Source organism: Pseudomonas sp. Leaf129, from assembly GCF_001423465.1.
Lineage (GTDB): Bacteria > Pseudomonadota > Gammaproteobacteria > Pseudomonadales > Pseudomonadaceae > Aquipseudomonas > Aquipseudomonas coleopterorum.
The window spans coordinates 86,069-103,195 of record NZ_LMOC01000011.1; the positions used below are offsets into that span (position 1 = coordinate 86,069).

Consider the following 17,127-nt stretch of genomic DNA (forward strand, 5'->3'; position numbering starts at 1 on the left):
ACCTCACCGGTTGCCTGAAAACCAGCGACGGCAATCTGGACCTGGTGAACAGGCTTGCCGCCGCTGGTATTCGTGCAATTTCGGGATGGATACAGGATGAAAATCTGTCCGACACCCGATCCCGGCGCCGCTACGAAGCTATTGATGCCTGTAACAAATAATCCCTTGGATATTTGCTACTTCACTATCACGCGCACTCTTGCCAGATTACCGATCCGCGTAAACTCCGTCGTGCCGTCCCCCTCTCGCTGGGATGTCACACGGAGCACGGGATAGTAGGTGCCAGGTTTCGAGTAGACGAATGTCTTGTGTACAGCGAGCGTCTCTGACGGCTGGTGAGGAAGTGGCGCGTCTGAAAAATCATCGTTACCCGTTTGACTCCATTCTGTTTTCACGATTTTGCCTGCAGAAGGAGGGACTGAAATGTCACCAAGAAGCGTGATGGGCTGCCCGACCTTGGCAATGATTCTCTCACCGCTCTTGGACGTAAGTTTTACGACAAGCTGGATGCCTTGTCTGACTGGCGCATCTGCAGGTAATGAGACCTGCCCATTATTGACTGCATATCGAGTGGAGGGAGGCGGCTCTATACCGTTTTCCACCCAAGCGCTTACGTCCCTGACGGCTTGTTCGAGGATGCCGTTGTAATCGATGAGTCTCACAAACTGATTGTCAGCCGAGCCCGAGGCAACAACACTGCCATCCAAATGGTCTGCGTTGTCGTTTAACCAGATTCGCACCTTCGCGTCGTACTGATTGCCCTCTCCTGCCTCCAATCGCCGGCCATACCAGTCGGCATCCCAAGGGTAGGCATCGACATCAAGTGCATTGGCGATCACTATCATCTTGCTGTTTATCTTGCCGGTAAAGCTACCGCCTCCGCTGACACCGGCGCTGATTATTGAGCCTACGTCCTGGGGGCGTTGCGGGTAGCGCGGTGAACCGTTTGCATTGCGAAATTGATCCCACACAGTAAATCCACCAGAAGCCGGCACCTGATGCCGATGGTAGGAGGTCAGCGCAATTGCCCAGCGATTGTCGACACGAACCCTGGTCCCTTGTTTTAGGATGTTGAGCGTATCGGCTTGATCTTGGGCGGACAGAGTAATGACCCCATGCTCAGCATCTAACGACCCAAGCAATTTTCGGTTGCCCTCTTCTGCTCCTTCGAGAGTAAAATCAAACCAAGCGCTGTTTTTGAAGTGTGGCAGCCCTGCCAAGTGCAAGCGCAAAGGCTTGCCAGCTGAGTCACGATCTATCTTTTGGACCGACAATACGCGGTCAATCTTCGCCCTTCGTACAAGATTGCCCAGAGGGGATTGCTCGCTACCGAGGTAGCCAGGTTTATTCCAGAAGTCATCTGCATAGCCGGGGTCGATGCCTTTGACCGAACTGGCAAATCCCAGTAAACCCTGCGGGTCGTTGAGGCCCAGGATGTATGCGTAATTATCCCACCCGCGCAGGGGTACCCCCATTGCCGTGACTTCCGCAAGAACCTCCGCCTCAGTGGCGTCAAGTCCTGCAAAAGGATTGCCGCTGCCGCCAGGTCGCATAGCGTCGGCAATCAGTGGCGCCTTATCTTCGAGTACAAGACGTGCGAAAGCACGCACAAAGAAATTGGTTGGAATGGAGGTTGGGACGCCAATGACGAACGGCACGGCGCCGTCCCATACCCCCGACGAGTTCTCGGCTGCAGCGATAGTCAGATAAGAACCACCGCTTCCACCGTAGATATAGCCGTGGATCTGAGAAACAGGCAATCCATAGTATTCGCCAGCGACCACTTTCGAGAACTTCGAAGCTGCTGCGTTGGCGCGGTAGCCAGAGGGCGCAACAGTGTCCACGGTATAGGCACCGCTGTCGGCACCAAATGTGATTACGTGGTCCGGAACGCTACCATCCCCCAATGGATATACCTTGTGGAAAAAACGCCCCTTCCATTGGGCTTTCGGCGGGAAAAAAAAGCTGAATTTAACATCGGTGCCTTCGAAGTGCCCGGAAACGCGGTGCGTCAGAACAGGGCTTTTCAAATCTTCCCGGCGATCTATTACTGGACGATCAAACTGCGGATCAATGCAGTCTTGCGTGATGAACATTATCCCGCCCGGTGGGGTTTCACACGTCTGGGATTGAGGCGCTGCCGAGGCAATTGTGGCCAGCCCGCTTAGCAATACCGCGATGGCCAGTGCTACATATCTGGAAGCAACGGACTTCGTATCGGCACTGGCAACGCGGTGGGAAGCTTTGCAAGGCGGGGAATGCCCCAAGGTCAGGTTTTTTGCGATATCCATAGTGGCTGTCAAATCCTCAGGCGCACCAATGACGGCACGCCGACACGTACGAGTTAGAGTTTGTAGTTCAATGTCATGAGCGTGTTACGCGGTGCACCATAGCTCACAGTGTCGAAATCCCCTTTCTGCGTTGCGTATTTTTTATCAAACACGTTATTGACATTGATTGACACGTCCATGCTATTTGTCAGTTCATAACGCGCCATCAGTGACGTCAACGCATAAGGATCTTGCTCGGCTACCCGCGTGCTGGTACTGCTGCTCAAGAAGCGGCTTTGCCATCTGACGCCTCCGCCCAGCGTAAGTTTCTCCAGCATTCCGGGTAATCTGTACGTCGTGAACATCTGAGCGGTAGTGCGTGGCACCTGTGCGTTAAGCCTGGCGTCGTTCGCATCTTTGGCTGTGAAAGCGGCAACGCCGGCGTAGATGTTCCAATTGGCAACAACCTCCCCCTGTATGTCGAACTCGATTCCGCGGGATTTGGTGCCATCAACACCTTTATAAGCTTGCGCACCGCTTGGCGTAAGAAGGCTGCCATCCCTTTGTGCTGCGTTGTCCAGCTCGGTATCAAACAATGCGACAGACGCCCCCAGTCGCCCGTCCAGGTATTCAGCCTTGATACCAATCTCTTTGGTCTTCCCTTCTGTCGGCGTGAGGACGTTACCGTTGCTGTCTCGGAAGGATGTTTGCGGATTATAGATGCCGGTATAGCTGACATAGACGGAATAGGTACTATTAATGTCGTATATCAAACCTGCATAAGGCGTAAACTCATTACTCTTCTTATAACTGAACGGTGTCCCGCCTGCGGTCTCGTCAATCTCGTAACGGTTGAAGCGCCCACCTACTATTAACTTCAATGGATCGGCCAACGAGAATCTCGCTGTGCTATAGAAGCCGCTCTGCTTAACCTCGGTGTTGGTCGGTATTGACGTCATTGCGTCAAAGTCAGGCTTGGGGAAATGGCTGTTCCAATCGTAGATATTGCTGGGTGTAAACCCTGCAAAAAAGGGGCTGACATCGTCTTTATTGGAGGTGTATCGAGAACTCATCCCGCCCACTACCAGGTCATGCTGGCGCCCCATTAAAACAAAAGGACCCTTCGCCATCACATCAAAGGTGGTTTGACGGCTTTTACCTTCGCCGGCCAACGCAACCGGATAAGCGCCATTGGGAAAAGTGCCTAATCCAGATTCCTGGTCGGGTGTACCAGAACTGCCCATTAGCTGGGTGTCATACTGGGTACGGTACTGATTCATGACAGCGTTAACTTTCCAACCGTTATCAAATCGGTGTTCCAGTTCGGCAAAAGCACTCTTGCGGGTACTGTCCCAGCGGTTCCAGTCCGCTGCCACAGATTTGGAGCGCGACCATTCTGCCTCTGAACCATTGCTGAACCATAGGGGGGTTCCGCCCCAAGTCGGTCGCTTCGGGGAACTGTTCTGATAGTCGTACCCTATATCGAGGGTGGTATCGTCGGTGAGATCTGCCTCAATGATCCCGTAGAACGCTTGCTTTTGTGATTGATAGCCATCGAGGTAAGAATGGCCATCGTTATTGACCCCCACCACACGTGCCCGGACACGACCGTCTGTTGTCAACGGTCCGGAAATATCCCCCATCTCTCGAAAGCTGTCCCACGATCCGGCGCTTATGGATGTGGAAGCTGAGAACTCTGACGTTGGTCTTTTGCGGACCAAGTTGACTGCGGCCGACGGATTGCCTGTGCCGGTAAGAAGACCGTTAGCGCCGCGCACTATCTCGACACGGTCGTAAAATGCGGTTTCCAGATCACTGATACCGCTACCGTTGACAACGTCGCCGATGATGGCCGGTACGCCGTCATACTGGATGTTGTCGATCAGAAAGCCCCGGGAATAGAAACTCGTGCGTTGGCTGTCTGACTGGTAAATCGAGATGCCAGTGGTGTTCTCCAGCACCCCCTGAACTGAATCCAGTTTCTGATCGTCCATGCGCTGACGTGTTACCACGGAAACTGATTGCGGCGTCTCGCGCAGCGTTAGCGGCAAGCGAGTGGCGGCGGTGATCCGGCCAGTGGTGTAAAGTCCTGTTCCTTCTGTCGTGGTGGCATCGGATGTTCCTGTTCCGCTTATCGTCAACGATGGGAGGAGCATGACCTCCTGAGACGAAGTGCTTTCATCTGCGTCGACGCTCTCCTTCGCCATCACACCACTCGTACTACCTAAAAACACAAGCAGCGCTGCAGCAGCTGGTTTTTTTATCAAACTCTTTGGCACGCAGTGGCTCCTTCCACCACAGTAAGTCAACGAACTCGACACTGGCCATTCCTTATCAAGAAAAAACAGACGACGATCGACCATCGAGAAGCGGATTTGAAGGCCGACTACTCAACCGAAATCAGACCGGGAGGGGAAAACAAGCGAGGAATAAATCTCAAGTGTAACTGATTAGCATTCGCCGCTGCGCAGTCTAGCCACAGTTAGCCATTGCCAGATATCGAGGGCGGGCCAGATTATCTTTCAGTTCAGCCAATCTTTGCGGCGAGGCTTTTGGGGGAGGGATTGAGCGTAACCACCTTGGGGCAGGTAATCGTAGACCAGCATAGAGCGCTGTACCGCGCTTAAAAGAGCGAGTAGCGCTGTTGGCAGATCTTTAAATGTTTTGAGCACTAGGACACAGAGCTCGCAATGGCCTTGTTGTTTCAAAAATTGGGCGCACGAGTTGCGCGCGCATCTTCTCTCCGACCGCTTACTGGCAGCTGTCAAGCGTCCCCAGGCAGCAAGATCGCAGGCACATGCGAAGCGTCACCCTCAGTAAGACTACTGGAGCGGGTGGAGAGATATTGCACAGGAGGCTTACCTACGGTTTTGCGGAACATGGTGATAAAACCACTAGGACCTTCATAGCCGAGCTCCGATGCAACCGCTTGCACGCTCTCTCCTTTGATCATACGTTGCAGTGACAGAATCACATGCAACTGCCGACGCCAACGGCCAAAGCTCATCCCTATTTCCTGCAGCAACAGCCGACTCATACTGCGCTCACTCATGCCAATGCGTGAGGCCCAATCCTGCACCGAGATCTTAACCGCAGGATCGGCCAAGAGCATTTCAGCGAGTCTACGCAAACGCCTGTCGCGAGGCAGCGGCAAATGCAGATCCTGCAAGGGAGCTGCCGACAGTTCGTCCAATAACGTTGCTATCAGGCGGTCCTCGCGCGCGCATGAGGCGGTGTCTTCCGAAAATGCCGCCGCCTTTAGCAGCAATTCACGCAACAGAGGGGATACCCCAATCGTGCAGCAACCTCGCGGGAGATCGGGGGCTGCGTCCGGTTCGACAAACAGGCAGTAACACTCTGTTTCCCCCGAGCCACGTGTCGCATGAAGCAAACCGCCAGGTATCCATACGGCACTTTGCGGTGGAACGATCCAGATTCCATCTTCAATTTCACAATTGAGAACACCGCGCACGGAATAAAGCAGTTGCGCCTTACGATGTTGATGACTCGCTTGCTCCCAGTTCTTGCTAACCATCGAAGCGCTAAGCGCAACCACGGGCCGAGAAATGCTATCGACATCCCATCTGGTAACCGTGCCTTCATTAGCAGTGCTCGCCATAGCTACCATGCCCCCTTTTTTTGCCAGTTACAAAAAAAAAACTGGCTGATTCAAACAATAATGTGGCCGGCCTGTGCAATTACGCCGACTCGCTCACAGGGTATCCTGAAATGGCAGGACATCCCAGCGGTTTGGCGACTCGTCGAAGGACTATAAAGATGCGTATAGATGCCACCCAATTCCCGTTCGTTTGGTTGCAAAAAAACACTTTGGGCGATACTCAAGAGAAGTCGCTTGCCGAGTTCGAAGACTTGCTTGCACGCGATGAAGCCTTCGTCCTCTTAAGCCACGAAGGCCTGGGTAAGGAGCAACCGGCACATACACCAGACGAAAAGAAACAAATGGCTTTGTGGATGAAACGGCATAAAACGCTGCTCAAGAAGTATGTAAAAGCCTCGATTCAAATCGAGTCAAATTTCACCAAGCGTATAGCGGGCAAAACGTTCGCAATTGTTTATGAAAAATTCTGGGGCTATCCTATGATTATGACCGCTACGGAAAATGAGGCCTTGACGCTGGCGAAAAAATTATTGGACCCCGAGCCCTAGAAATCGGGAAGCATCAGAAAAAGTAGCGGTATGTCTAACGCCGTCCACTTATTAAGGAAAGGATTGAGGGGCGATTTGTAGCAGCAAAAAACGAATAGCTAATGAAACCGGTTTCATCAACCTCATTGGCGCTGGAGTACCGACGAATCAACGCATTGCGTTTGCGATGAAGTGGCCAGGGTCGGCGCCCAAGATCCAGTCGCTAATGGGCTCGCTATGGGTCAGGTTGAAACATTGCGATTAGCAGACGCAGAACAATTTTTTGTACCAGACGCCCACCTGAGTCCGCTTTTCGTTGGAGGCAAATCACCGTGGTCGACTCGGGATTAAAAAAAGCCCCACGTGTCTTCCAGGCCTCCAGACCAACGAGACCATCGAATGTGACAAGCCCTTGACATCTAGTACCGATCGTTCCAAGATGATTTTCAATCGAAGCTCGTTTACAACAGAAGGCTTATTGCACATGAAAAAAATAAGAGGTATTGAACAGCTGCTACTGGTTTGCGTTCTTCTGTTAGGCGTGGAAAATGCTACCGCCAACCAATCAGCCAAAGTCCTCAATCTTACTTTTCATGTATTCACCTCAGAAGACGATGGTTTTTTTGATAACTCAGTTATTGTTGAAGGCGCCAACGAGCTTCTGTTAATTGATGCACAACTGACTAGAGCGAACGCACTTAAAGTTCTTGACTTGATACATTCTCTAAAAAAGAATCTTAAGACAATTTATATTACTCACGAGCATGCAGACCATTTCCTGAGCTTGGAAGTTTTCAAAGATGCTTTTCCACAGGTCGAGGTTTTAGCTAATTCCAAGGTTGCGAATCGTATAGATGAAGTATACAAAGACAAACTTGAAAAGTGGCAAGGTATATATGGGGCGGCAGCAGCCACGCGCCAAATCCCTATAACGAGGTATGATGGCAGCCAACTCAGGTTTGAAGAAACGCACATCGAGATTCATAAACATCTCCAAGGAGACACTGATGAGAATTCCTACCTTTGGTTTCCTAATGAGCGCGTGGCGATAGTGAGTGACATGGCTTATGACGAAATGCACGTCTATACCGTGGAAACAACTTGTGAGACCCGAAAACTCTGGATTAAAAATCTTGAGGCGCTTGCAAAGCTGAACCCCAACATTGTTATTCCGGGACACAATTTTCCTAATAAAAAGCTGGACGCCTACAGCGCGATAAATTTCACCATCCAATATCTTTTAGTGTTTGAGGAAACACTTTCAAAATCAAATAATCGTGCAGAGTTTCAAAAACGAATGAAAGATAAATATCCAGACGCTGAGCTTTTCTTCGGCGTTGAAAGAGCAGCGACAAAATTCTTCAGTCAATAGTCTTGTCTTGTGATGCACTTACGCTGTTGACAGTGATCACCCCCACACAAACATACTGCAGTCGATGGCTGGTACGTAGAAATGCACAGGGGTAGGTTAATAACATCACCGCACACGCTCTTCACTACGTGCCATCACGCGATAAATCCAGAGCCATATAATATATAAATATTTTTTATATATGATCTTTAGGCCATGCCAACATGGCGAGATCAATGAGGCGGGCAAGTGTCTGACTATCAGCCCCAACTGAGGGCAGACTTACAACGGTCTGTAATATCCCAAAATAATACCAAGCCAGCAGATCCACGTCGACGCTCTCCTCAATCTCACCCTCTAGCTGCCCATGATTCAGAATCTCCAGAAAAATCTGCTGCTGCCGGCAAGCCGCAGCGTTTGCGGTTCTCTTTCCAAGGCCAGTGAGGTCTTCTTGCTCGGCGTTACTGCGAGATATTAAGCAACCAGAGAGACGCTTAATGTCAGATTCCTTCGGAAGAAACTCGTGTAAAAGTGCTTCTATGCTCGCTTTGGTGCTCGGAACTCGGGTCGATTTCATCCGCGCCAATACACGGTCGGTATACCGCTGTAGAGATTCGTTGAAAAGCCCATCCTTATCATGGAACCGCTGGTACAGGCTTGAACGAGACAAACCCGTTGCTTCGGTCAGATCGCTAACAGACGCATTTGCATACCCGTGGCGCCAGAAAACATCTGTCGCAGCTTTTAGGACTGCATCCTCATCATATTGCGGTTTACCGCTCATAACTCCTCCTTTGACAACATGGAACGATCAGTCCAGTATGGCTGGACTGATCGTTCCAATATAGAGGGAGATTATACTATGCTCAATCAATCGACTAATCGGACGCAACCACTCAGCATCGCTGTTGCAGGCGCGACGGGCCGCATAGGAAGTCGATTAATCAGTCAGTTAGCGCAAGACCCGGTCACCATACTGGCGCTCACACGTCGAAAATTGTCGACCTTCCTGCCAGGGGTGGCCTCTGCTGAGCTGGATTTTGATCAGCCGTCAACGCTCAGGAAAGCGCTTGTCGGTGTAGAAAAACTCTTCATCGCTCACGGCACTTCACCACAACAAGTCGCCAATGAAATTGCCCTCGTTGACGCTGCCGTAGAAATGGGCGTGCAGCACATCGTAAAGCTTTCGGTGATGGGGCCATCGACCCCAATCAATCCATTTGCTTGGCATTCGGTAATAGAGGCACATCTGGGCCAACAACCTATCGCTTCTACCGTCCTGAGACCTACAACGTTCATGGACGTACTCAAGCGCGCAGGCAACGCTATTGCGACGGGCACTTGGGTCGGTGCCGCAGGCAATGGACGTGTGAATCTGATAGACACTCGAGATGTAGCGGACTCGGCACGTATAGCATTACTGGAAGAGGTAACAGAAGGCTCGAAACGTGCCTATCACCTGACGGGACCTCGAAACTGGACAATGCCGCAAGTCGCCGAGGAATTATCCGGCCTGTTAGGCTATACAGTCACCTATACCGATCAATCTCCCGCCGCACAATATGCTGCATTAATAACAGACGGACTGTCCCCTTTTGTCGCTGATCTTCTTGTGGGACTTGATCGCATTTTCCATGAGTCCATATTGATCGAAAGAACCTTTACCGTGGAAGAGTTGATCGGTAAGCCCCCGCGCTCGCTCTCCGCCTGGCTCCTTGAGAACGTTGATGTCTTCAGATCGGAGTTGCCTGTCACCAAATAGCCAAGCATCGTCTAGTTTCGCAAACCCATATTGTTTAACAGAGCACCTGTGAGATAGCAGCATTTGCTGGTGCTATGCAGGCGAGGTCGATATTACCTATAGGTTGATTTTAATGAGAGCGTTCAAACATCCGGAAGCCAAGGAGTTCATGCTTGAGCGTATTCTGTATGCTTTAATTGATCCTGTACGAATGGAGATTATTCGCCATCTCGCCGACGTGAGTGAAGCGACTTGTGGTGAGCTAGATGGCGGTCGACCTAAATCAAGCGCATCTCACCATTTCAGAGTCCTCCGTGAGGCGGGATTGATGCGCACGCGCAGCGTTGGTGCAACCCATGTAAACGCCCTTAGAAAGAACAATATTGAAATACGCTTTCCAGGACTGCTTGACTGCATACTCAGTCATTCCACTTCGACGTCCTGATCTTTCTTAGGGTCAATAGCCAGGGGCCAACCGACGCGCGCTGCACGGAGGAGGCTGGCCTTAACAATTAAACGATGAAATGGGGCAATTACGAGGATGTAGGCCCGGCCTATAGGGTTGTGGCAGTGGACCACTGTTGAAAACACGAGTTGTCGACTGCCTTCTGGCTCCTCAGCGCACAGGATCGATATCCGGAAGTCGAGATGCTTGTCATCCTCTCCTAGCAGGATTTCAGTCTGGTTCGTGCTGTAAACTTTGAACACTCCAATCCGATTAGCAAGTGATCCTAAATGTTTGGCTGTCTTGAGCCCAAAACGCCCAACGATAGTGTCCCGAACTTTTATGAGCCATCCGACCCAGGCCGGCCGGTGAGACAGAATGAATCGAGCTAGTAATTCTGGACTGCTGGAAGTGTCAGCAGGGAGCCGAATTGCAAAAGCGTCCGCTAGGTTCAGCGACTTGTAAAGATGGGTAATCCCAGATCTTGAAGGAATTGGCACGGACGTAATTAACTCGAACTCACGGGGCATTGGATCTCTCCTGAAACTTCAAACGAAAACTTGGCGTACATTGGTCGAAACCGCACCTTGCACGATGAGTGGCAGGACTTTGAAAATAATGCACACATAATATCCAGGATCAAAACCTGCTGCCTTAGTTAAATGCCGCCACTCTGTTTATCAGCGAATATTTTAACGACTTACGCCTATATACAGATAGCGCGATCTGGCCAATCTATTGCTCATTTCAGCCAATTACTGAGGCTGTCGATCTCATCTGTCAGAATTAGTCCAGCTAAACCCGTCGTCACCAATAATATGCCCCACGCATTTAATCAGTCTTGGCTAATCTTCACTGCTAAGCTTCTACTGGCCTAACCCATTTCTATATGGAATTCATATTAGCCGTGCGACCAACGTTTCGTTGGTCTATAAGCGTTGGAAAAACATCAGAGCAGTACAGAGATTTTCTGTTGAGTCCCATCTGGAGAGTATTATCAGATATTTTAGCATAAAAGTGGCCGACGCTATTGATATGGTCCAGCAACCTGGTACGGCGCCAGACTTAATCATCGCGAACCGTATCAAGAAACTCGTGTCTTTTATAGGTCAGCCGCTTTGGTTGCCATTCGAAGCGATTCAACCCACCGAGACTGATACTGGATAAACAGCCTCGTCCAGGATCATGACGTGATACGACCCCAAGTCAGACTCGAATCCTCCCAGCTTCGGCGTCATCCAGCCTTGCGGCTAATGGTATGCTTCAACCGCTGGTAGGATTTCGCGCACCAGGTCCTTGTCGAGCTTCATGCTCAGGAAAGGCATTTTGGAAGTGTCGAAAATAGGCTTCTACAATCTCAGGCGGAGGCGGTGTCCAGCCTTCATGCTCACGTAACAGGTGAGTTCGTGGAAACTGGCCTTCATCAAAATCCGAAAGACCTGGAAACCTTTTCGCGTTCAGATTGCCTCGCAATTGCTGAATACCATCCTCCGTAGCGGCCTCAAAGATATCGGCTTGTTGATCAGCGATTGACGGCAGCGGTATGTCGATCTTCATATTGATCCTTTGGGTTTGTAGCGAGAAGTAGGGGCTTTACGGCCCCTTTCTTCACCGTGGTGACAGCTCGATACTTCGAACGTCTGAAACACGGATATTGACCAAGCTCAACGTCCTAGTAGCTATCTGCTTCCAGTGCCCTGAGTGATGCACATGCATCAGGGCGTAGAACAGGTAGCCAGGTAACAGCAGGTCGATTCGATCAATCCGACTCCAACGTGCTCTGGATTGAACACTCGAACCGGTTCGCCGCATCGCTCTGCTGAGCCTCGACGCACGATCCAAAAATGAGCTTCTGGAAAGTTCGTCCGGATGGTCGCTATCGCAGCTAGTTTCGAGGCTTGCCCGCGAGGTTTGTGCCCCGGTTCTACCTGGCACTCTGCGTCCTAAACTTCGCGGGCAAGCCTCGCTCCAACAGGACTTGCATCAGACAAGACGGGTGGGCGTCAGCCGACTCGCGGTATAGACTCCAAATGTACTGTCAGTCTCGGTCGGTCTTATGAAAGCACCCATTGCGCTTTACGAAACTGAACGACTTCAAGCGCTCCGCTCGCTTGAAATTCTCGATACACCCACTGAAGTCTCGCTGGACCGGATCACCCGGCTGGTTGCCAGGGTGCTGAATGTGCCCATTGCGCTGGTCACGCTGGTTGACGAAAAACGCCAGTGGTTCAAGTCCCGTGTCGGTGTGGAGATTCTTGAAACGGCTCGCGACGACGCGTTCTGCGCCCACGCGATTCTCCAGGACGAGCCGATGGTGGTGTCCGACGCCACGTGCGACGCGCGCTTCAGCGACAACCTGCTGGTCACCCAGGCCCCTCACATCCGTTTCTACGCCGGCGTGCCGATCTGAACAATCTCGAACCAAGACAAAAAAAGAAAGCAGAGCACTAGGCCTAAGGCCTAGTGGTCTGCTGTTCTTACGTCTGTTTGATAGGGCAAGCCTATGCCGCCCACTCCTCCATCATTACCCGACGCTTGCCAAAGAGATCCGTTCGGAAGTAAGCCGCATCGGCGTTGCCCTGTCGGTTATGCGCCAGAGCCTGCTCGCAGACTTCACCAGGATAGCTGGTCGATTCAGCTGCCCAGCCTTGAAAGGTCGACCGAAACCCATGCATTGTTAAATCACTGCGGTTCATTCGGCGGAGCGTCATCAGCATTAGAATGTTTGAGAGGTGGCTTCGTGCCTTTGCCACTGGAAATAGAAAATCCGAACCGGCAACGCGCTTTAGACCTTCGATAATGCACATGCAGCGGTACACGCGGTACTTTTCGTGCTTTCATTCGTACAGTAGCTATCTTCCACACCCGATTTTTGCGGTCTATCTCAGCTCAGGTTGCCCCAAGCGCTGTCCTTAGGTCAGTGTATCGGTAGAACTTTTCTGTCCCGGTTTGCCTTGGTGGCTGACACAGAAAGATTACCTGTAGCCGCTTCTTGAATGTGTTCGCTCCACCAGGCCATCATTGGGCGTCTGCGGTCAATGTAGTCGGCCCGGTTGTAGGCGCTACGGACTTCGTCTTTGTCGACGTGGGCAAGCGCTACCTCAATCAATTCAGGTTCCCAGCCGTGCTCATTAAGGATGGTGCTTGCCATAGAGCGCATGCCATGGCTAACAAGGCGCCCTTCGAATCCCATGCGCTTTAGCGCCATGTTAGCGGTCTGGCTGTTACAGTGGGTGCGAGGGTTACGGTCTGCAGGAAATACGTATTCCCTGTGCCCGCTATAGCGCTTGATCACTTCCAGCAATCCCATGGCCTGCTCCGTGAGCGGGATAATGTGAGTGCGGCGTTTCTTCATGCGTTCAGCTGGGATTGTCCAGATTCGCTTTTCGAAGTCGATGTCGACCCAACGGGTGGTTGCAGCCTCCGCTGGCCGAGTCATGGTGTGAAGCTGCCACTCTATCAAACATCGCGTAGTCCTTTTAATGCTGGCATTGGCAACGGTTACCATGAGTTCTTTCAGCTCATCAGGAGCGAGTGCTGCCATGTTTTTCTTTTTCGGCTTTTTGAAGACCGATCGGATCCCGCTGAGTGGATTCGAGTGAATCAAGCCAGAGTTCACACCGTAAGTCATTATTTCGTTGAGACGCTGACTGAGTCGTTTGACGGTCTCGAGACTACCCTTGGTTTCGAGGGGCCTCAGCAGTTTGATGACCGCCGGGGCAGTCATCGCTGAGATCGGGGTAGTGGCTAAATCGGGAAACACATGCAGGGTCAGAGAGCGCCATATGTCTTCTGCGTAAGCAGTAGTAACGGAGTCCTTCTTAAGGTCGAACCACGCGGAGGCCACATTTTTGAAGGTGTGCTCCGTGGCCGCTTTTAGCGTTCGCCGATCGGCGTCGCGCTTCTCTTTTGGGTCCAGGCCCTGAGCGACCAGTTCCCTGGATTCCACGGTCCGCTTTCGCGCCTGAGCCAAACTAACTTCGGGAAAGGTCCCGAGGCCCATGTTGACCCGCTTTTTGGTCGCCGGATGGATGTAATTGAAATTCCACAGCTTCGAGCCATTGGCCCTTACCCTCATCTGCAAGCCGTCGCCATCAGAGAGGATGTAGTCCTTTTCCTTCGGTTTAGCTGCTTTGACCTTGACGTCTGAAAGCCGCGTGGCTTGGGCACCCATGGTGATCTCCAGCGCTGTGTGTATTCCAAAAAATATCAGTGGAAGGCTTGGAATACCACCTGGAATACACGGTTTGATGGATGTGGTCGGATCTCTTCGGACGCCGATGGACCTGAAATCCCCGTATTTACTGGATTTCAGGCACAAAAAAAGACGCCCTTGGACGTCTTTAGATGTAAAAGTGGTGGAGCCGGGGGGATTTGAACCCCCGTCCGCCAGTACTCCGCTGTCGGTACTACATGCTTAGCCGTGTCTACTGAGTTAATCCGCAGCCGCCCGACTGGCAGGGTGCATTGGACGAGCTGTGTAAGTTTTAGTCGCTTTGCCCACAGCGTGCTACACGACGATCCTGTTCTGCGTGACGATCACTTTGGGTTTACAGGCATCCCCTGATGATCGCTGGCACCGAAGTAGCCAGAAGAGCGGCTCAGCTACCGTTAGGCAGCGAGAGCTTGGCCCTCGTAGGTTTCGTCATTGGCAACTATAGAAAGTTGCAACAGTGGATTTACGACTTCTGTTACCAAGTCGGCATGCACCTAAAGTTTCGCAACCGGCGTCGAATCCTAATCGGCCCCAGTCCCTGCGGTTAGGCAGGGGAGACGTAGTCTACGTCATTTTGCGGCGTCAGGCCAACCCTATGGTTGGCTTGGCGGTCAGCCTTTGCTTTTCTGAGCGTCCATCAGGATGTTCATGGCATCGGTGGAGTGCGAGATGCAGGCTTTTTCGTCCTTGGCAGCGTGGGCGGCCATGGCTGCTTTGTACGCGTCGTCGTATTGGCTTTTGGCAGGGTCGCCCAGTTGCATGGAAGTGGTCTTGGCGTCGTTCAGCTTCTGCATGTTGACGGCGCACAGGTCTTCAGCTGCGAACACAGGGGATGCTACCAGGGCGGAGGCTACGATCAGGCCGGACAGATAGGTACGCTTCATAAGAATCTCCTTACTCAAGGTGGACTCGGCGCTCCTCGGTAGGATCGGCGTCCGCAGTCAGAAATAGCCCGATTGCTTGCGGGCCTGATGAATGGACTTCGCGCCAATGCAGGGGTTCTGTACAAAACGTATGCGGATGTAAAAAAATTTAAGAAGCACCAAAAGGGGGCATAATAGCCCCCAGGTTTGGTGTGATAGACGTAGATCGGCTGCCGATCAGTGCACCAGCATGCCGGTGAACCAGTACGCTTGGGCCAGGGTAATCAAGCCGATGATGGTGGCGAACAACAGACTGTGCTTGAGCGTGAAGCGCAGCAGGTCGGACTCACGTCCCACCAGCCCGGTGGCGGCGCAGGCGACGGCGATGGACTGCGGCGAGATCATTTTGCCAGTCACGCCGCCGCTGGAGTTGGCGGCCACCATCAGCACGTCACTCACACCCAACTGGTGCGCGGTGGTGGCTTGCAGCGAGCCGAACAGGGCGTTGGACGAGGTGTCCGAGCCGGTGAGGAATACACCGAGCCAGCCCAGGAACGGCGAGAAGAACGGGAATGCGGAGCCGGTACCGGCCAGGACCAGCGCCATGGTGGAGGACATGCCCGAGAAGTTGGTGACGAAGGCGAAGGCCAGCACCATGCCGATGGACAGGGTCGGCCAACGCAGTTCGAACAAGGTTTCACCGAACGTCTTGAACGCGGTCTTGATGTCGATGCGCAGCACCATCATCGAGATGATCGCGGCAAACAGAATCGCCGTGCCGGTGGCCGAGATCGGGTCGAACTTGAACACGGCAGGCATTGGTGTGGCGGTGGCGACGATGGGCGCGGTCTTCAGCACCAGTTGGTCCAGGTGCGGGATGGCGAAGTTGAAGACGAAGTTGTACATGGCGCCGCCTGGAGCGAACATCGCCTTGAACGGCTTCAGGGTCCAGATGGTGACGAGTACGGTCAGGATCAGGAACGGCGACCAGGCCTTGAGGATCTGCCCCAGGCTGTAGGGCGTTGGCGTCGAGCCACCAACGGTGCTGGCTTTGCCTGTTGGCCCGCCGCCCATCACGGCTGCGCCACCGCTGACGACGACCGTTTCGCGGCTGGCCGCGCGCTTGGGTTGCCAGACTTTGAGGAACAGGGTCAGGCAGACGATGCTGGCCAGGGCCGAGGTGATGTCGGGCAGTTCCGGGCCGATGAAGTTGGAGGTCAGGTACTGCACGATGGCGAAGCTCAGGCCTGCGACCAGCGCCGCGGGCCAGGTTTCCCGAACGCCGCGCAGGCCGTCCATGATGAACACCAGCCAGAACGGTACGATCAGCGACAGCAACGGCAGTTGGCGGCCGGTCATGGCGCCGATCTTGAACGGGTCGATGCCGGTCACCTGACCCGCGACGATGATCGGGATGCCCAGGGCGCCGAAGGCCACCGGCGCGGTGTTGGCGATCAGGCACAGCCCTGCGGCGTAGAGCGGGTTGAAGCCCAGGCCCACCAACAGGGCAGCGGTAATCGCCACCGGCGCGCCGAAGCCTGCCGCCCCTTCCAGAAACGCGCCGAAGCAGAAGCCGATCAGCAACACCTGCAAGCGTTGGTCGTCGGTGATGGACAGCACCGAGCTGCGGATAATTTCGAACTGGCCGCTCTTCACCGTCAGCTTGTAGAGGAACACGGCGGCCACGATGATCCAGGCGATCGGCCACAGGCCGTACATGAAGCCGTAACCCGCGGCGGCCAGCGCCATGTCGGCGGGCATGCCATAGGCGAAGATGGCCAGGATGATGGACAGCGCCAGCGTGATGCTGCCGGCGATGTACCCCTTCATGCGAAATACGGCCAGCGCCAGGAAGAAGAACACGATGGGAATGACGGCAACCAGGGCGGACAGCCCGAGGCTTCCGAGCGGGTTGTAGATCTGCTGCCAGGTTTGCATAAGCTGAGGCCCCTTGTTTTTTTTGGAAGGCTTGGCGCTGTCGTGCGGCTGTTTGATTGCAGAAATTGGTAATACCAATTTACAATAAATCCAAGTCAGGTTAGGGCGCAGCCGTTGGGCTGTCAATTTCCTTGTCTATGACTTTGGTCGAGTGCGG

15 protein-coding genes, 1 other RNA gene and 1 pseudogene are annotated in these 17,127 nt (G+C 53.0%); 5 read left to right on the forward strand and 12 right to left on the reverse strand.

Going from position 1 to position 17,127, the window contains the following annotated elements:
• Positions 1–176: 176 nt before the first annotated feature.
• From ASF66_RS20890 to ASF66_RS20900, 3 genes are all read right to left on the reverse strand, one after another.
• Positions 177–2,096, reverse strand: a complete 1,920-nt coding sequence (locus ASF66_RS20890) for a hypothetical protein (RefSeq protein ID WP_056845224.1) — start codon at positions 2,094–2,096, stop codon at positions 177–179.
• A 248-nt stretch (positions 2,097–2,344) separates the two neighbouring features.
• Positions 2,345–4,549, reverse strand: a complete 2,205-nt coding sequence (locus ASF66_RS20895; protein ID WP_236707141.1) for a TonB-dependent siderophore receptor — start codon at positions 4,547–4,549, stop codon at positions 2,345–2,347.
• Between the two features lie 485 nt (positions 4,550–5,034).
• A complete protein-coding gene (locus ASF66_RS20900; protein WP_056845269.1) occupies positions 5,035–5,889 on the reverse strand; it encodes an AraC family transcriptional regulator in 855 nt (284 codons plus the stop codon).
• 158 nt (positions 5,890–6,047) lie between these two features.
• Here ASF66_RS20900 and ASF66_RS20905 point away from each other — a divergent pair, with 158 nt between their 5' ends.
• Positions 6,048–6,437 (forward strand): hypothetical protein, encoded by a 390-nt coding sequence (locus tag ASF66_RS20905; RefSeq protein WP_056845225.1) that lies wholly within the window; start codon positions 6,048–6,050, stop codon positions 6,435–6,437.
• A gap of 165 nt (positions 6,438–6,602) precedes the next feature.
• Here the strand turns inward: ASF66_RS20905 and ASF66_RS23380 are convergent.
• Positions 6,603–6,743: pseudogene (locus ASF66_RS23380) on the reverse strand (outer membrane porin, OprD family); the annotation flags it as partial.
• A 157-nt stretch (positions 6,744–6,900) separates the two neighbouring features.
• Here ASF66_RS23380 and ASF66_RS20910 point away from each other — a divergent pair.
• Positions 6,901–7,788: an MBL fold metallo-hydrolase gene (locus tag ASF66_RS20910; protein ID WP_056845226.1), complete on the forward strand. Its 888-nt coding sequence runs from the start codon at positions 6,901–6,903 to the stop codon at positions 7,786–7,788.
• A 175-nt stretch (positions 7,789–7,963) separates the two neighbouring features.
• Here ASF66_RS20910 and ASF66_RS20915 read toward each other — a convergent pair whose 3' ends face one another.
• A complete protein-coding gene (locus tag ASF66_RS20915; protein ID WP_056845227.1) occupies positions 7,964–8,551 on the reverse strand; it encodes a TetR/AcrR family transcriptional regulator in 588 nt (195 codons plus the stop codon).
• 78 nt (positions 8,552–8,629) lie between these two features.
• On the opposite strand from ASF66_RS20915, the gene ASF66_RS20920 reads away from it, so the two are divergent.
• Both ASF66_RS20920 and ASF66_RS22285 read left to right on the forward strand, forming a co-directional pair.
• Positions 8,630–9,529, forward strand: a complete 900-nt coding sequence (locus ASF66_RS20920; protein WP_056845228.1) for an SDR family oxidoreductase — start codon at positions 8,630–8,632, stop codon at positions 9,527–9,529.
• A 112-nt stretch (positions 9,530–9,641) separates the two neighbouring features.
• A complete protein-coding gene (locus ASF66_RS22285) occupies positions 9,642–9,953 on the forward strand; it encodes an ArsR/SmtB family transcription factor (protein WP_082484741.1) in 312 nt (103 codons plus the stop codon).
• Here the strand turns inward: ASF66_RS22285 and ASF66_RS20925 are convergent.
• Positions 9,932–10,483 (reverse strand): DUF2867 domain-containing protein, encoded by a 552-nt coding sequence (locus tag ASF66_RS20925; RefSeq protein ID WP_056845229.1) that lies wholly within the window; start codon positions 10,481–10,483, stop codon positions 9,932–9,934. The two genes, ASF66_RS22285 and ASF66_RS20925, sit on opposite strands and share 22 nt — an antisense overlap.
• 733 nt (positions 10,484–11,216) lie before the next feature.
• Positions 11,217–11,510 (reverse strand): hypothetical protein, encoded by a 294-nt coding sequence (locus ASF66_RS22580; protein ID WP_156463244.1) that lies wholly within the window; start codon positions 11,508–11,510, stop codon positions 11,217–11,219.
• A 499-nt stretch (positions 11,511–12,009) separates the two neighbouring features.
• Here ASF66_RS22580 and ASF66_RS20935 point away from each other — a divergent pair, with 499 nt between their 5' ends.
• Positions 12,010–12,363, forward strand: coding sequence for a GAF domain-containing protein (locus ASF66_RS20935; RefSeq protein WP_056845231.1), 354 nt, complete (start codon positions 12,010–12,012; stop codon positions 12,361–12,363).
• Positions 12,364–12,454: 91 nt separating this feature from the next.
• Here ASF66_RS20935 and ASF66_RS20940 read toward each other — a convergent pair whose 3' ends face one another.
• From ASF66_RS20940 to ASF66_RS20960, 5 genes are all read right to left on the reverse strand, one after another.
• Entirely contained in the window at positions 12,455–12,760 is a 306-nt protein-coding gene (locus tag ASF66_RS20940) for a hypothetical protein (protein WP_056845232.1), read from the reverse strand.
• Between the two features lie 110 nt (positions 12,761–12,870).
• The gene (locus ASF66_RS20945; protein WP_056845233.1) at positions 12,871–14,127 is read right to left on the reverse strand and encodes an integrase domain-containing protein; all 1,257 of its coding nucleotides are present in this window, start codon (positions 14,125–14,127) and stop codon (positions 12,871–12,873) included.
• A 182-nt stretch (positions 14,128–14,309) separates the two neighbouring features.
• Positions 14,310–14,702, reverse strand: a transfer-messenger RNA (tmRNA) gene (gene ssrA / locus ASF66_RS22300).
• Positions 14,703–14,780: 78 nt separating this feature from the next.
• Entirely contained in the window at positions 14,781–15,053 is a 273-nt protein-coding gene (locus ASF66_RS20955; RefSeq protein WP_043190822.1) for a hypothetical protein, read from the reverse strand.
• A 216-nt stretch (positions 15,054–15,269) separates the two neighbouring features.
• Positions 15,270–16,970, reverse strand: coding sequence for a lactate permease LctP family transporter (locus tag ASF66_RS20960; RefSeq protein WP_056845234.1), 1,701 nt, complete (start codon positions 16,968–16,970; stop codon positions 15,270–15,272).
• Positions 16,971–17,127 lie beyond the last annotated feature (157 nt).

Bases quoted from the DNA above. Each gene is read 5' to 3' on its own strand.
- ASF66_RS20890 (WP_056845224.1), bottom strand. From the start codon at position 2,096: ATGTTCATCACGCAAGACTGCATTGATCCGCAGTTTGATCGTCCAGTA.
- ASF66_RS20900 (WP_056845269.1), bottom strand. From the start codon at position 5,889: ATGGCGAGCACTGCTAATGAAGGCACGGTTACCAGATGGGATGTCGAT.
- ASF66_RS20905 (WP_056845225.1), top strand. From the start codon at position 6,048: ATGCGTATAGATGCCACCCAATTCCCGTTCGTTTGGTTGCAAAAAAAC.
- ASF66_RS20910 (WP_056845226.1), top strand. From the start codon at position 6,901: ATGAAAAAAATAAGAGGTATTGAACAGCTGCTACTGGTTTGCGTTCTT.
- ASF66_RS20915 (WP_056845227.1), bottom strand. From the start codon at position 8,551: ATGAGCGGTAAACCGCAATATGATGAGGATGCAGTCCTAAAAGCTGCG.
- ASF66_RS20920 (WP_056845228.1), top strand. From the start codon at position 8,630: ATGCTCAATCAATCGACTAATCGGACGCAACCACTCAGCATCGCTGTT.
- ASF66_RS22285 (WP_082484741.1), top strand. From the start codon at position 9,642: ATGAGAGCGTTCAAACATCCGGAAGCCAAGGAGTTCATGCTTGAGCGT.
- ASF66_RS20925 (WP_056845229.1), bottom strand. From the start codon at position 10,483: ATGCCCCGTGAGTTCGAGTTAATTACGTCCGTGCCAATTCCTTCAAGA.
- ASF66_RS22580 (WP_156463244.1), bottom strand. From the start codon at position 11,510: ATGAAGATCGACATACCGCTGCCGTCAATCGCTGATCAACAAGCCGAT.
- ASF66_RS20935 (WP_056845231.1), top strand. From the start codon at position 12,010: ATGAAAGCACCCATTGCGCTTTACGAAACTGAACGACTTCAAGCGCTC.
- ASF66_RS20940 (WP_056845232.1), bottom strand. From the start codon at position 12,760: ATGTGCATTATCGAAGGTCTAAAGCGCGTTGCCGGTTCGGATTTTCTA.
- ASF66_RS20945 (WP_056845233.1), bottom strand. From the start codon at position 14,127: ATGGGTGCCCAAGCCACGCGGCTTTCAGACGTCAAGGTCAAAGCAGCT.
- ASF66_RS20955 (WP_043190822.1), bottom strand. From the start codon at position 15,053: ATGAAGCGTACCTATCTGTCCGGCCTGATCGTAGCCTCCGCCCTGGTA.
- ASF66_RS20960 (WP_056845234.1), bottom strand. From the start codon at position 16,970: ATGCAAACCTGGCAGCAGATCTACAACCCGCTCGGAAGCCTCGGGCTG.